The 15120-nt window shown below is 54.8% G+C and carries 13 protein-coding genes; 4 read left to right on the forward strand and 9 right to left on the reverse strand.

All coding sequences use genetic code 11. The annotated features are described in order from the left end of the window. Positions 1–15 precede the first annotated feature (15 nt). From mutL to BBD41_RS03525, 9 genes are all read right to left on the reverse strand, one after another. Complete coding sequence (gene mutL / locus BBD41_RS03485; protein ID WP_099476734.1) at positions 16–1995, reverse strand: DNA mismatch repair endonuclease MutL; 1980 nt, start codon at positions 1993–1995, stop codon at positions 16–18. A gap of 186 nt (positions 1996–2181) precedes the next feature. Continuing rightward, a complete protein-coding gene (gene mutS, locus BBD41_RS03490) occupies positions 2182–4986 on the reverse strand; it encodes a DNA mismatch repair protein MutS (protein ID WP_077565543.1) in 2805 nt (934 codons plus the stop codon). A 59-nt stretch (positions 4987–5045) separates the two neighbouring features. Continuing rightward, complete coding sequence (locus tag BBD41_RS03495; protein WP_099476735.1) at positions 5046–6350, reverse strand: putative amidoligase domain-containing protein; 1305 nt, start codon at positions 6348–6350, stop codon at positions 5046–5048. 108 nt (positions 6351–6458) lie between these two features. Next, positions 6459–7025 carry an outer spore coat protein CotE gene (locus BBD41_RS03500; protein WP_077565541.1) on the reverse strand — a complete coding sequence of 189 codons (567 nt, stop codon included), beginning with the start codon at positions 7023–7025 and terminating at the stop codon, positions 6459–6461. A 129-nt stretch (positions 7026–7154) separates the two neighbouring features. After that, the gene (locus BBD41_RS03505; RefSeq protein ID WP_099476736.1) at positions 7155–8135 is read right to left on the reverse strand and encodes an aromatic acid exporter family protein; all 981 of its coding nucleotides are present in this window, start codon (positions 8133–8135) and stop codon (positions 7155–7157) included. A gap of 123 nt (positions 8136–8258) precedes the next feature. After that, the gene (locus BBD41_RS03510; protein ID WP_099476737.1) at positions 8259–9137 is read right to left on the reverse strand and encodes an ABC transporter permease; all 879 of its coding nucleotides are present in this window, start codon (positions 9135–9137) and stop codon (positions 8259–8261) included. Then, complete coding sequence (locus tag BBD41_RS03515; RefSeq protein WP_077565538.1) at positions 9104–9877, reverse strand: ABC transporter ATP-binding protein; 774 nt, start codon at positions 9875–9877, stop codon at positions 9104–9106. The genes BBD41_RS03510 and BBD41_RS03515 overlap by 34 nt, the downstream gene beginning before the upstream one ends. A gap of 40 nt (positions 9878–9917) precedes the next feature. Then, positions 9918–10925: an ABC transporter substrate-binding protein gene (locus BBD41_RS03520; RefSeq protein ID WP_099476738.1), complete on the reverse strand. Its 1008-nt coding sequence runs from the start codon at positions 10923–10925 to the stop codon at positions 9918–9920. A gap of 295 nt (positions 10926–11220) precedes the next feature. Continuing rightward, positions 11221–12738 (reverse strand): carboxypeptidase M32, encoded by a 1518-nt coding sequence (locus BBD41_RS03525; protein ID WP_099476739.1) that lies wholly within the window; start codon positions 12736–12738, stop codon positions 11221–11223. Positions 12739–12872: 134 nt separating this feature from the next. Here BBD41_RS03525 and BBD41_RS03530 point away from each other — a divergent pair, with 134 nt between their 5' ends. From BBD41_RS03530 to BBD41_RS03545, 4 genes are all read left to right on the forward strand, one after another. After that, positions 12873–13202: an iron-sulfur cluster biosynthesis family protein gene (locus BBD41_RS03530; RefSeq protein ID WP_077565535.1), complete on the forward strand. Its 330-nt coding sequence runs from the start codon at positions 12873–12875 to the stop codon at positions 13200–13202. A 33-nt stretch (positions 13203–13235) separates the two neighbouring features. Next, complete coding sequence (locus BBD41_RS03535; protein ID WP_077565534.1) at positions 13236–13805, forward strand: beta-class carbonic anhydrase; 570 nt, start codon at positions 13236–13238, stop codon at positions 13803–13805. Between the two features lie 205 nt (positions 13806–14010). Continuing rightward, positions 14011–14568: a PadR family transcriptional regulator gene (locus BBD41_RS03540; RefSeq protein ID WP_077565533.1), complete on the forward strand. Its 558-nt coding sequence runs from the start codon at positions 14011–14013 to the stop codon at positions 14566–14568. Positions 14569–14647: 79 nt separating this feature from the next. After that, on the forward strand, positions 14648–15118 hold the full coding sequence (locus tag BBD41_RS03545) for a hypothetical protein (protein ID WP_077565532.1): 471 nt from the start codon (positions 14648–14650) through the stop codon (positions 15116–15118). The last annotated feature ends 2 nt before the right edge of the window (positions 15119–15120 follow it).

The following is a 15120-nucleotide window of genomic DNA, read 5'->3' on the forward strand; positions in this document are numbered from 1 at the left end:
ATTTCCTCCTTGTTGTTACATGACGCGCTTGAACATTTTCTCCAAATCATACGGGGAGAAGGAGACGACAATCGGTCGTCCGTGTGGGCAGGTATACGGCTGCCGGCATTCGGCCAAACGCCGGATCAGCATCATCGCCTCCTGCTCGGTCAGCTTCTGGTTTGCTTTGATCGAGGCTTTGCAGGAGCACATGATCGAGGACGCTTCTCTTAGCTTGGCGATATCGATGTGCCGCTCGCTTAGCACCCACTCAGCCATTTCCTCGATCAGCGCCTTCTCATCGCCTTTTGGGAACCAGAACGGATGGGAACGGACCAGGAAGGTATTCCCTCCGAAAAATTCCATGTATACGCCGGCCTTCTCGAACCAATGCAGGCGTTCCTTCACTTTCTCCGTTTCCGAAGGCGTGAACTCCAGCGTGATCGGCAGCAGCAGCTCTTGCGAGGCATCCGCAGGCTTGCCGAATTGCTCATAGTAGTATTCGTAGTTAATGCGCTCATGGGCCGCGTGCTGGTCAATCAGATACAGGCCCGTCTCATTCTGCGCGATAATATAGGTTCCATGATGCTGCCCGATATAGGTCAGCTCCGGAAACGGCGGAATGTCCGGAGCGGGCCCCGATGCCGCCGTCATCCATTCCTTCGTGACGGCCGGCACATTGGCCGATCTGCGTTCCACCGTACGGTCCTCATAGCCAGGCTTCGATGGATATGCGGCCGCCGCAGCCGTTTCTCTCATTTGCGGCTGCTGCGCGGTCCAGTCCTTGTAATCAGGCGAAGAACCCGTTATGGAAGCACGCAGCGAATCAGGTTTCGGCGATGACTCCCGCCGAAAATCACTGCCAGCAGTTTCCGCCTGGGACCTGCCGCCAAGGCTCTCTTGAGGCATTCCCGCCCGCTCCCCTCGGCTCGGCGCTTCATAGGATGGAGCAGGAAAATTAAGCTGTTCCTGGATAAATGCGTTATCGCTTTTGCCGATCGTTTGCTTGGCCGGACGCGGAATGAGAATCTCCTGCCGGAGCACATTCCGGACCGCTTCCTCTACGAACGAGAACAGCTCCGGCTCCTTGCTGAAGCGGACCTCCAGCTTGGACGGATGGACGTTTACGTCGATCAGCGACGGATGCATCGACAGCTGAAGCACGACGAGCGGATATCGGTTGATCGGCAGCAGCGTATGATACCCCTTCAGAACCGCCTGCATGAGGCCGTAGTTCCGAATATAACGTCCGTTGACGATCAAGGACATGCCGTTCCGGTTGGCTCTTGTAAAATCCGGGCGGCTGATATAACCGTGAAGCGTATAGTCCATATTTTCCGCTTCGATTTTCATCATCGCTTTCGCGGATTGCGTGCCGTAGATGGCAGCGATGACCTGCAGGGCATCCCCGTTACCGAGCGTCTGCAGGAGGGTATTGCCGTTATGGCGGAGCGTAAAAGCGATATCCGGCCTGGACAGCGCCAGGCGGTACATATAGTCGGATATATGGCCAAGCTCCGTTTGAATCGTCTTCATATACTTCAGCCTTGCCGGCGTGTTGTAAAACAATTCCCTTACAAGGAAATCCGTCCCTTTAGGCGATGCGGTTTCTTCGTTCACACGCAGGTTGCCGCCCTCGATTTCGATTTTACGCCCGCGGCCGTCCTGCTCGTTCGACGTTACGACACGCACTTTGGACACGGCTGCGATCGAAGGCAGCGCTTCGCCCCGAAAGCCGAGACTGATAATCTGGAACAGATCGCGCCCCTCGGCAATCTTGCTCGTCGCATGCCGATAGAAGGCGGTCTCGCAATCGTCAGGATCAATGCCGGAGCCGTTATCCGTAACGCGGATGCTGTCAAGGCCCCCTTCTTCGACGGCCACGTCGATCCTCGTGCTGCCGGCATCGATCGCGTTCTCCACAAGCTCCTTCACCACGGAGGCAGGCCGTTCAACCACCTCGCCGGCTGCAATCTGGTTCGCAATATGCTCGTCCAATACGCGAATTTTTCCCATGAAACCCTACCTCCGTTTCCTTGCACTAATTTAATAGCAAATGCATCTTACAAACTGCAGATTGGATTAAATCACCATTGCACATTCGGGAACAATGCTGCTTCATTGCGATACAGCTTCGATTGCAAAGCAGCTTTGATCACAAGTCAGATTCGTTTATAAGTCGGATTCGGTCTTAATTCACCGCTACATATCCTTCGCCTTCATCTTCAGATCATTCAATAGCTGCATTGCTTGCAGCGGCGTCATATTCATCAGGTCTGCACCCTTCACCGCTTCGATAAGCGCCCGAACGGACGGATCCTGCGACGCGGAGACGCCTGCCTCCTCGGAAGCTCCTTGTTCCTTGCCGGTTACGGCATTCTGCGGCTCTTTGACGTCCTCATCGTCAAAAATCGAGAGCTGAATCACCTCTCCGGTTCTGCCGTTTTCGCGGCTCTCACGGCTCTCTGATCCAGCCTTCGCGAAGGGCTCGGCTCCCTCCACCGCTTCCCTGACAATATCGCGCGGCTGCGCAGTGACATATCCCTCCGCGGCGGCTCCTTGCGCAGATTCGGCACGCTGAAGCGCAGCGCCGTGCTCGGAAGCGACAGCGGCCAAGGAAGCCTGCTCCAGGCCTTGCAGCAGGCCATAGGCACGATCGATGATGCTGCCCGGAAGACCCGCCAGCCGTGCGCAGTATATTCCATAGCTGCTGTCGGCGGCGCCAGGAATCAGCTTGCGCAGAAAATGCACCTTGTCCCCGCTCTCCTGAACGGCCATCGAATAGTTGCGAAGCCCGCTCAGGCTTTCCTGCAGATGGGCCAGCTCATGGAAATGCGTCGATACTAACGCCTTGCAGCCGATATGGTCATGCACGTATTCGATCACGGCTTGGGCTATTGCCATTCCTTCGCTTGTGGAGGTTCCCCGTCCCAGCTCGTCAATAATGATAAGGCTTCGCGGAGTCGCCTTCTCGGTCATGACCTGAATATCGGCCATTTCCACCATGAAGGTGCTCTGGCCCCCGATCAGGTCGTCAGCGGCCCCGATCCGGGTAAAGATGCGGTCTACCAGCGGAATGACGGCGCGCTCCGCCGGCACAAAGCAGCCGATCTGCGCCAGAATCGACAGCAACGCAACCTGGCGCATATAGGTGCTCTTTCCCGCCATGTTCGGACCGGTTATCAGCAGGATGGAGGAACCCTCCTTGCGCAGCTCCGTCCCATTGGCAATGAACGCCGCATCCTTCATCACCGCCTCCACCACCGGGTGGCGTCCGCCTTCGACGATATAATCATAGCCTTCGCTCAGCTCCGGCTTCACGAACCGGTGCTCCGCACTGACCGCAGCCAGCGACTGATACACATCCATCTCCGCGATTCGTTCGGCCAGCTTCTGCAATCTGGACACCTGCATATTCAGCTTGTCCCGCAGCTCGGTGAACAAGGCATATTCGAGATCGACCATCTTCTCCTGCGCTTCAAGGATCAATCCTTCCTTCTCCTTGAGCTCGGGCGTGACGAACCGCTCGGCATTCGCCAGCGTCTGCTTGCGCTCATACCGGCCTTCAGGCAGAGAGGACAGATTGGATTTCGTCACCTCAATATAATAGCCGAACACTTTGTTGTAACCGATCTTAAGCGACTTAATGCCTGTCGCGGCGCGCTCCCTCGCTTCAAGCTCCGCGATCCAGCGCTTGCCGTTCGTGCTCGCTTCCCGCAGCTCGTCGAGCCGCTCATGGTAGCCGGGCTTGATGATTCCGCCGTCCCGCACCGAAACCGGCGGTTCATCCACGATGGCATCCTCGATAAGCTGATACAGTTCCTCGCAAGTATCGGTCTCCTCCGCCAAGCGGCGAAGGGTACTGGAGGTTGACTGCGAGCACAGCTCCTTCAGTGCCGGGATTTGCCGCAGCGACAGCTTCAGCGCATTCAGATCCCGTCCGTTGGCGCTGCCGAATGCGATCCGGCCTACCAAACGCTCGAGATCATAAATTTCCTTCAGCGCCATCCGCAAATCTTCACGCAGTATGTACTGGTTGTACAGATGCTCAACAGCCTCAAGCCGCTCCTCAATCCGCGCACGGGACAAGAGCGGCTTATCGATCCATCGACGCAGCAGCCTCGCACCCATCGACGTCTCGGTTTGATCCAGAAGCCACAGCAGCGAGCCTTTCTTCGACCGCTCCCTCACCGTTTCGACCAGCTCCAGATTGCGTCTGGTGAACGGATCCAGAACCATGAATTGACCCGGCTCATAGGAATCGATCTGGGTTAGCTGGCCGAGCGAACGCTTCTGGGTTTCGCTCAGGTACGAGATCAGAAGAGATATGCACGCTCTTCGTTCCTCCTCAAGGCGGGCCCAGGCAGCCTCCCCGAATTGGGATTTGACCAGACCGTCCTCCCGCCGTTCCCATGCCGTGTGCACCACGTTACGGCTGCCGGGAAGCGCCTGGGATGCAATGATCTCCAGCAGCTTGGAATCCCCGATAATTTCGGACGGCTCGTAAATATTGATCTCATCCCTCAGCCATTCCTCGGAAAACGGCACCGAGGTGACGTACAGCTCCCCTGTGGACAGATCGCATGCGGCGAGAGACAAAAGACCCCCGGCCTCCGTTACGCACACCATATAGTTGTTGGATTTATCGCTAACCGCCTTGCCTTCCATGATCGTTCCCGGCGTGACGACCCGGACGATCTCCCGGCGGACCATGCCCTTCGTGACGGAGGCATCCTCCATCTGTTCGCATATGGCGACTTTGTAGCCTTTTTCGATCAAACGCTGAATATAGCCTTCTGCCGAATGGTAAGGCACGCCGCACATCGGAATCCTCTCGGCGCCTCCGCCCTCGCGGCCGGTCAGCGTAATTTCCAGCTCCTTGGCAGCCAAAATCGCATCATCAAAAAACATTTCATAGAAATCGCCCAGACGGAAAAAAAGAAACGCGTCCTGCGCTTGTTCCTTCACTTTCAAATATTGCTCGATCATCGGCGTATATTTAGCCATGACTAACCTCCATGCCGTTTATAGCTGAACTCTATTATAACAGAAATGCATCCTTTGTCTCACGGCATCGAAGGAATATTCCACAGCGGCCGGATATCCCTGCTCTCATCCCACGTCCGGCCGCTTTCGATATACGACAGCGCCTTTTCGATTTCACAGGCAAACCGGGGGTATTCCGGCAGCGCCGACAGATCCCGGTGCCAGCCGGGAACACATTCCCTAAGCGCGGCTTTGTCGCCTTCATAGTACGCGCGGTGGTACCGCTCGGCATTCAGCGGCCTTGCCGGCATAAGGTCGCTGTATTTGGCCGCCAGGTATGCGATCGCAAGCGACAGCTTGGTTACAAAGGGCGAGATCAGGAAGCTCGGAAGCGTCCGGTATTCGAACCCTCCGTACGGCTGGCGGCGGAAATCGCCCAGAAAGCCGTAGCGCGGCCTCCGCACCCGTCCTTGCGGGTCTTCCAGAAGAGCCAGCGGCAGCGCCAGATAATTATCGAGCACTTGCAGAAGCGATAAAGTCAGCGGCACGCCGCTGAAGTGGATATGACCGCCGAGCGGAAAATCCGTATATGGCAATGCCCCCGCCCGCCACGACAGCGTCCGGTCCGTAATGAGGGCATACGCTTCACGCATCGCCCGCTGCAGCTCGCAAAGCAGCTCCTTCGGCTGCGGCTTCGGATCAGGCCGCAGCTCTGCCAGCGGATAAATGACTTCGCCGCGAAACCTGACGGCATCGCTGCCGGCCAATCCGCCGCGCTCCATAAACGCTGATGCGTGAACAACCTCTCCGTTATCCCTCATCAGTATAAACTCAGGATCCATTCCCAGCAGCAGGTTACCTGCACCTGCACCTGCACCTGCACCTGCACCTGCATCTGCACCTGCGCTTGCCCCCGCCTCCGCACCACCCGGGCTCAGGCGGGAGCCTCGTCCTGCAGGATCCGCCTTGGCGCTCATGACCGCCCGGCCGGGAGAGCCCTGGAATCGAAGTTCCTCCACGACATATCTGCGGCCGGGCCGAACCGCAATCATCACTTCCCCTTCCTCGGCTCCCAGTGTGTACAGCGAACGCACCGCCGCCTTCTCCAGCCTTCGGTGCAGACCGTCGGCATATCTTCCGCTGTCATGCTCCGGCTCATGGCGGGTGCTGCCGCCTCCGATCTGATCATGCTTTATCCATTCGGCCGTCAGCTCCCGTACGCGCACCGTGTATCTGGCCGCATAGCCTCCTGCCGGATCGGGTCTTGCGCCAAGCCGGCACGGGATGCCGGATCTCGACAATCTAGCCGCAGCGCGCGCTGCGGCGGAGCCGTCAAGAACGGCGGATCCGCGTTTTTCCCCTGTTCCCCCCATGACCAGTGCCATATCAGACGGCCCCCTCAAAAAATAAAATAAAAAAGAGGGCATCCGCCCTCCGCAAAGCTGCTTTCACCGCATATGCTGGATTATAAGCTTCCCTGATGGAGGGTTAACTTACAATTCATCCTCCAGACCTTCATAGTCCAGGTCTTCGTAATCGTCGCCTCCGTCTCCCAGGACGTAGTCGAACTCTTTGTCTTCATAATCGCCGTGATGGTGGCTGCACACTTTGACGACCACCTTCGTCTCGGCTACAAGCTCTACCGCGAACTCTCTCTCTACCCGTAGAATGACACTCGTGCCATTGGAGGATACGCTAGCTTCCACACAACTCGGCTCCTGTGTCGCTTCTGCCGACACCTCAACCGTTGAAGCACGATGCTTCGGATCCAGATAGGAGAGAGGTACGCGTTCTACATAGGATACCGTCTCTTTCGCCACGTCGGTCTGCGAATTTTTGTCATAGGAATACCAGATGTTCACATCGTAAGTACCAATAACCTCAATTCCGTCTCCGGCGGCAACCGCCTCGTATTGATGGTTTATAATCCAAGCCCCCAAAATACTGGTCGGATTATTAGGCGGAGTCACGGTATGTGTTACGGTAGAGAACTTACGACCCTTGCCGCAGATCGCCTTCGTGATGATTTCTCTACATTGGTGTTTATGACTCAATGACATCTTCGAACCTCCTCCTTACACTCATTCCATACATGTGTATGCACGACATGGGCGAATGTTGAATGAAGTGGTCCAAATAAATTCGGATGATGCCAAAAAAATTGAAAGAAACGTTCAGAATTGTCGCATTCAGCCTGCGGAACCCGCAGGCTTCCGCGTTTTTTTAGCCGTAGGGGCCTTGTATTTCTTTGAAATATTCAAGTAATAAGCAAGCTCCCGGCACAGCTGGAGAATCGCCGACCGGACCTCGAATTCCTCCCGCGTGGCCGGCAGCTCCATCCGCTTGAAGCGATCTTCCAGCTCATTCAGCAAGGCTTCCGATTTGCCGGTATAGCCTTCGGATATGACGTCCTTGCTTAATTGCTCGAATACTTCGGCAGCGAGGATCCCGTGCGGCAGCCTCTCGTATACCTGAGAGATTTGATGCATCATGCTTTGGATATTTTCCATCTGTTCCTTTCTCATATAGAAATAGATGTTCCACGATCCGTCCGGATGGATCATCTGGTTCTCCGATGCCCGCTTGGCCTCCTCAATCCCCTGGTCGATCTGGCGGCTTGCCTTGATCAATTCCTTTCCGTCCCAGATATGCTCCGGATCTCGCAGGGTCAGGGAGAAGTGACTGAAGATCACGGAAAACAGCCCGTCCACCTTACGCCGGATGTCCATCATGGTTCCTTCACTATTGGGCATGTACACCAGATTCACAAGCATCGCGGAGCCCAGCCCGATCACAAGCAGCACTACCTGAGTGAGCATAATGTCCAGCGCGATCTCTTCTCCCTGGAACACCCGGAACACGACAACCGAGCTGGTGACGATGCCTTCCTTGAAATTGGCTCTCGATATGAGTGGAAACGCAAGCAGAATATATAGGGCCAGTACCCAATAATGGAACCCGAGCAAATAGAATAAAATGCAAGCCAGCGCCAGCCCCAGCAGTGACGCGAAGAACCGCGACGAGATGGAGATGACGCTGCGCTTGCGGGTGACGTCGACGCCCAGGATCGCAAGAAGACCGGCGGACGTAGCCCCCGGTATATTAAAAGCATCAGTTATTAGGATGGCAAGCAGACTTGCTACAGCGGTTTTAATGACACGGAATCCCATGAAAATCAGAAGCCTCCAAGCGTGGATAATCAAGTTCGATCTTGTTCCATCCTAGCCTATTTTCATGTCATTCACAACCGCCCTCAGCCTCTGCCGCGAAAAGCGAGTCTCCGCAAGCGGATGCTACCTGTGGGTCAGCAGCTTTCTTTCAATATAGACAACGATCTGGTACATCGCCGTCGCCACGACGGCAATGATGAGAAGACTCGACAGCACCAGCGTGAAGTTGAACACCTGAAATCCGTACATTATCAAATATCCAAGCCCGGATTTCGCAACCAGGAATTCGCCGACGATCACGCCGACCCAGGCCATGCCCACATTAACCTTCAAGGTCGATACGATGGCTGGATAGGAGGCCGGCAGAATGACGCGCTGGAATACTTGGCGCTTCGTGCCGCCGAAGGTGCGGACAACCTTGATCAGATTGGAGTCCACCTCATTGAAGCTGTTGTATACGACGAGGGTCGTCACAATCACCGTGATCGACAGCGTCGTCACGACAATCGCCGTAAAGCCGGCGCCAAACATGACGATGAAGATCGGCCCCAGCGCCACCTTCGGCATACTGTTGAATACCACCATATAGGGATCGAGCACCTTGTTCAAGAACGGCGACCACCAGATGATGACCGCAAGCAGGGTGCCGACCAGGGTGCCGAGCAGAAATCCGACGACGGTCTCTCCGACGGTAATCCCCAGATGGCCCCACAGCTCCCCGCTCACGATGTTATCCCAAATATTCGAAAATATTTTGGTAGGATAACTGAACAGAAGCACGTCGATCCACTTTAATCTGCCCGCCGCCTCCCACCATGCGAAGAACAGGAGCAGCAGGCTGAGCTGGACGGCGAGCACCCGGCTCTGGGTGCTGCGTTTTTTCCTTCGATGCTTATCATAAATATCCTGGAGCCAGCGATTTGAAGAAGAAGCCGGCTCTTTCCGCTCGCTTTTCGTCGTCAATGGCTTCACTCCTTCCCGATTCGCTGCATTTCGCCCCATATTTCATGAAACAGTTCATTAAAGCCGGGCTCCTTGCGGGCATAAAACGGCTGTACGGCCCGAATATTCCCTGGCACATCGAACATGCGGTGAATGCGTCCCGGATTGCGGTTCAGCAGGACGACGCGGTCGCTCATGGCGATCGCTTCGGACAAGTCATGGGTTACCAGGATGGCGGTTTTTCCCCGCTCCTTCAGCGTTTCGACAATAAGGTCCTCCAGCTGCAGCTTGGTCTGATAATCCAGGGCGGAGAAAGGCTCATCGAGCAGCAGCAGCCCCGGATCCGTAGCCAGCGTACGCACCAGGGCTACCCGCTGCCTCATGCCCCCCGACAGCTGGGACGGGTACAATGGACCGCTGCCGCCAAGCCCCATCTCCTTCAGCAGGCTTTGCACCTCGCTCCGGCTGTCCGGATTGAGACGCTCCGTCAATTCCAATCCGATCAAGGCGTTGTCCATGATGGTCCGCCACGGGAATAAGTAATCCTGCTGAAGCATATAGCCGACTTCCGGCGACGGGCCGCTGACCTGCTTGCCGTTAACGATCGCCGTGCCTTTCGTTGGCTGGAGCAGGCCGGCAATGACGGACAATATCGTTGTCTTGCCGCAGCCGCTCGGTCCGACCAAGCTGATGAACTCGCCCGGTTCCACACTCAAATCAATTCCTTCCACAGCCAGAGAGGCTTCCCGATCCGTCACATATACATGCGTGATATCGTTCAGTTCAACTACCGGTACCATGGTGCACTCTCCTTTCATTCCATGGATGGGAGGTGAAGCGCTATTTTGCCTGTTTGGCTTTCTCAGCAAAGCTGTTATTGACGATTTTGTCAGGGGCGACCCGCTCCTTCAGCTCGCCGGCCTGCTCCATGACGTCCAGCAGATTGTTCCACTCGGCCTCATCCACGATCGGATCCGTTGCAAAGCTGCCCTGCTCCTTGTAACGCTTGACAGACGAGATGACGATATCCCGGTCGCTGTCCTTGAAATACGGCATGATCGCGTCGGCGATGTCCTCCGGACTGTTTGCGTCTACCCACTGCTGGGCTTTATAAAGAGCGTTCGTAAATTTTTGCACCGTTGCCTCATTGTTATTAATGTAGCTTTGCTTGGTCATGAACACGGTGTACGGCAAGTTACCGCTCTCGACGCCGAAGGATGCCACCACCTTGCCGCGCCCTTCTTTCTCGAATATCGAGGCCTGCGGCTCAAACAGCTGCACATATTCCCCTGTCCCCGAGGCATAAGCCGATGCGATGTTTGCAAAATCAATGTTCTGTATCAGCTCCAGATCGGCATGGGGATCGATGCCATTTTTCTTCAGCGTAAATTCTCCGGCCATCTGCGGCATTCCGCCTTTGCGCTGTCCGAGGAACACGCTCCCCTTCAGCTGATCCCAATCAAATTCTGCGCCGGCGTTCCGCGCCATAAGAAACGTGCCGTCCGTCTGCGTTACCTGCCCGAAGTTGATCACCGGATCCTCCGAGCCCTGCTGATACACATAAATGGAAGTTTCCGACCCGACAAGCGCAACATCGATGGCCCCAGACAAGAGCGCCGTCATCGTTTTATCTCCGCCGGGAGTCGTCTGCAGCTCGACGTCAAGCCCCTCTTCCTTGAAAAAACCTTTCTCCAGTGCGACATACTGCGGCGCATAGAAAATTGAGCGTGTGACTTCGCCCACCTTGACCTTCGTTGCCGAGCCGCTGCCGCCCCCGCATCCTGCCAGCGCTGCGGCGCACACAAGCACAAGGCTTGCCGCCAGCCCCCGCCATATCCGACGCTTCATGCTACCCCTCCATTCCCTTAACCTACCGTTTCATTTCAGCATATGCACCCACTCGCCCAATGGTTAACTAGCCTTCATAGAGGTGGAAGGGACCGGCGCTGCTAAGAAACGTAAGTCTTTTTCTAAAGTCTTCTCTTTGCAGCTCGTGCTTTTCCCCATAATAAAAACGGCGGTGCCGGGATACGATCCCTGTGCACCGCCGTTCCTAAACGAACGTCTATGGGGTCAGCCGCGCCTTCCCGTCAGATTTCATTCCTCCGGGAGCTGTGATACGGCTTCTTATTTTATGAAGGGCCTACAGTTTATATATCTCTTTATATTTGGCCTCCAGATAATCGGCCAAGTAATCCGGATTCAGTTCTTCACCGGTTACGCGGAGGATAATTTCCGACGGAGTCTCGCTCTTTCCGTATCGGTAGACCTTCTCCGTCAGCCATTCCTTGATCGGCGCCAAATTTCCTTGCTCAATCAACGCATCGAGATTCGGCATTTCCTTGCGAAGGGTATGGAGCATTTGCGCCGCATACATATTGCCGAGCGAATAAGAAGCAAAGTAACCGAAGTCCCCGCCGGACCAATGGACATCCTGAAGCACGCCGAGCCCGTCATTCGGAGGCATGATGCCGAGATACTCCTTGTACTTCGCATTCCATACCTCCGGCAGGTCCTTCACGGCAAGCCCTTCGTTAAAGAGCTGCTTCTCAATCTCATAACGGATAATGATGTGCAGGTTATAAGTCAGCTCATCAGCCTCGATGCGGATCAGGGAGTTCTCGACCTTATTGACGGCCAGATAGAAATCCTCCAGCGCAACGTCCTTCAGCTGTTCAGGGAAATGCTGCTGAAGATCGCCGAAATAGCGGCGCCAGAACGGACGGCTCCGACCGATCATATTTTCCCATAACCGCGACTGGGACTCGTGGATGCCCATCGATGCCCCTGCCGACAGCGGCGTGCCCGCCAGGCTCTTGTCGATATTTTGCTCGTACAAGGCATGTCCGCCTTCATGCAGGGAGCTGAATACCGCGCTGAGGACGTCATCCTGCAAATAATGGGTGGTGATCCGGACATCGCCCGGATTAAGTCCGATCGCAAACGGATGGACGCTCTCATCGAGCCGGCCGGCCTCAAAGTCATACCCCATCTCCCCGAGCAGAAACTTGCTGAATTTATCCTGCTGTTCCTTATCGAACAGCTGCTTGAGAAATCCGGTTTCCGGTTTGAATGAGGATTCTGATACCGCTTGCACAAGCGGCACAAGCCGAGCCTTAAGCCGGTCGAAAATCGCATCCACCTTCTCCACCGTCAAGTCGGGCTCATACATGTCTAGAAGCGTGTCATAACGGGTATTTTTCACGCCCCAATAGTCGATAAACTCCTGCTTGAATGCGACGACCTTCGTCAAGTAGGGCTCGAATCCGGCGAAATCGCTGTTCTTCTTGGCTTCCTCCCACTTCGTCTCCGACTGGGAGGCAAGGATGGAATATTCCTGGAAGCGTTCCGGCGGAATCGATTTGTTCTGCTCATAGACCTTGCGCATCTCGGCTACGATGCGGCGATTTCGGCTGTCCAGTTGCCCTTCGTGCTTCGGATCGGCAAAGAACTCGAGAAACTGTCCCATCTCCTCCGATACCTGCAGTTTAAATGCTTCCGTCGATAGTACGCCGATCGTTTCCGAGCGTACGTCGGTTCCTTTGCGCGGGGCGCCTGTCCGCAGATCCCATTGAAGAAGGCCCAGCGCTTCATAGTAGCTCATGATTTTGTGTACCAATTGCTGAAATTGTTCCCATTGCTGAGATACCTGCGCTTCCATAATCAGCTCACCTGCTCTTTTAAATTTTTTAGAGTGGATTCATAACTACTCTATTGATGATACGTTCTGCTAGGTATATAATCAACTTTCAGAAACGGCAATATCAGATGCTGTATCGAGGGAGGCCTGGTACTGTGATAATCCAACTTACCCCGGAGGCCGACCTGAAGCTGAAGGAAATGCTCGGGAACAAGCCTGGGGCCGTGAGACTGATCTATGATACCGAGGGCTGCGGATGCGCCGTCAACGGCGTTCCGGGACTTCAGATCGTGGATGGTGCTGCCGAAGGCGATACCGCGATTCAAACGGAAAGCTCGATCCCTCTGGTCATCCATGGCAAGCAGGAGGTTTTTTTCGAGGAAGAGCTGAAGCTGGACGTGCACGCCGGCACCGTTAATTTTCGTCTCACAAGCCGCAATCAGACGTATGGAACAAATATCATAGCAACCGACACCCGTGTTTGAAACTACTCTTAGATACAGAAGGAGAGATACTCTATGGAAAAACATTTGGACCGCATTCTGGAGCATAACCGCAGCTTTGTAGAGAAGAAAGAATATGAGCCTTACCTGACCGGCCGCTTCCCTGAGAAGAAGCTTGTCGTTGTAACCTGTATGGATACAAGACTGGTGGAGCTGCTCCCCAAAGCAATGAACTTCAAGAACGGAGACGTCAAAATCATCAAAAACGCCGGAGCCATCATCTCCCAGCCATTCGGCAGCGTTATGCGCAGTGTGCTGGTCGCTCTATATGAGCTGCATGCGGAGGAAGTGATCGTGGTCGGCCACTACGAGTGCGGCATGGCATCGCTGGACGCTGACGTCATGATCTCCCATATGAAGGAGCGCGGCATCTCGGACGAAGTGCTCTCCACCCTTGAGAATTCCGGCATCCGGCTTAATAAATGGCTTCGCGGCTTCGACAACGTGACCGACGGCGTTCGCAACACCGTTAGTCTCATCAAGAATCACCCGCTGCTGCCGCCGAACGTTCCGGTTCACGGCATGGTCATTGACCCGAACACCGGGGCCTTGGATCTCGTTGTCGAGGGATACGAGAACAAATAAAACAATAAAAGTCAATTTCAAGCACAAGCGCACGTTGCGTTTGTGCTTTTTTAGTCACAATTTTACCAAAAAACCATCACGTCAGCCTTCTCCCCTGTTGTCAAACCATACAGTTTCAGTGTACACTTTCTATCAACCGGACCCCTTAGGCAATAACCATGATTGCCTTGTGTCCACGATATGCGTTTCAAAGGGAGTTATGTCCATGAATACGTTGTCATACGGCTTGTTAGGGTTGCTCGCCAGAAGAGAGTCGTCGGGTTATGACCTCATGCTTCGGATCCAACCGTTTTGGCAGGCCAAGCACAGTCAAATCTACCCTCTCTTGGCCAGTATGGAAGAGAAGCAGCTGCTATCCTCGCATTGGGTTCAGCAGACCGACAAACCGGATAAGAAGATCTACGCGATTACGGAGAAAGGCATGCAAAAGCTGCGCGAGTGGATGTACCAGCCCATTGCGCCTGCCGTCACCAAGGATGAGCTTTCCCTGCGCACCTTCTGTCTGTGGCTGACCGAGATCGGCATCGCGATCGATATCTACGAGGACCGCAGAAGCAGCTATTTAGAGAAGAAGCGTTACTTCGAGCAGATTCTGGCCGGGATTCCCGAGGATACCCGGGAGATCGGAAGCAAAGCGTTCAGCAATTACATTTTGGCAACCAAAGGCCTGATGATGGCCGAAACGGAGCTGAAATGGTGCGACTGGGTGCTGGGCTTGCTGAAGGAGCATCAGCGTGCAGCGGCAGCGAAGCATGGTGAATAATTTTTGAAACCTTATCGTGACCCGTCCGTATTACACATTATTCTCTAATTTTATTTACCGGGAGGTACGACAGTACAAGATGAAAAAAGTACTCACGATTCTAGTTGCGTTTACCCTGTTCTTTGTAGCGCTCGCGCCGGTCGATTCCGTAGACGCCCGAAGAGGCGGCTTTAAATCCGGCACAAAGTCCTACTCGAACACACCGAAAAAGAACGATAGCAACGTGCAGCAATCCAACAGCACGAGCAACACGAATAAATCCGGGACAACTGCCGGAAATACAGCAAACCGCGGATTCTTCAGCGGGGGAAGCTTAATGAAAGGCCTGATGATCGGCGGTCTGGCAGGACTCCTGTTCGGCAGCATGTTCGCAGGCATGGGCTTCATGGGCGAGATTATGGGCTTGCTGATTAACCTCATTGCGATCTGGGCGCTCATCATGGTGATCATGGCGGTTGTACGCGCCGTAAGAAACCGCCGCAAGCCGGCTGTCGAGCATCATCGTAATGATGATGACCGTTACAACAATAACAACAACAATCGGTACTAAGC

The organism is Paenibacillus ihbetae, assembly GCF_002741055.1.
Lineage (GTDB): Bacteria > Bacillota > Bacilli > Paenibacillales > Paenibacillaceae > Paenibacillus_AQ > Paenibacillus_AQ ihbetae.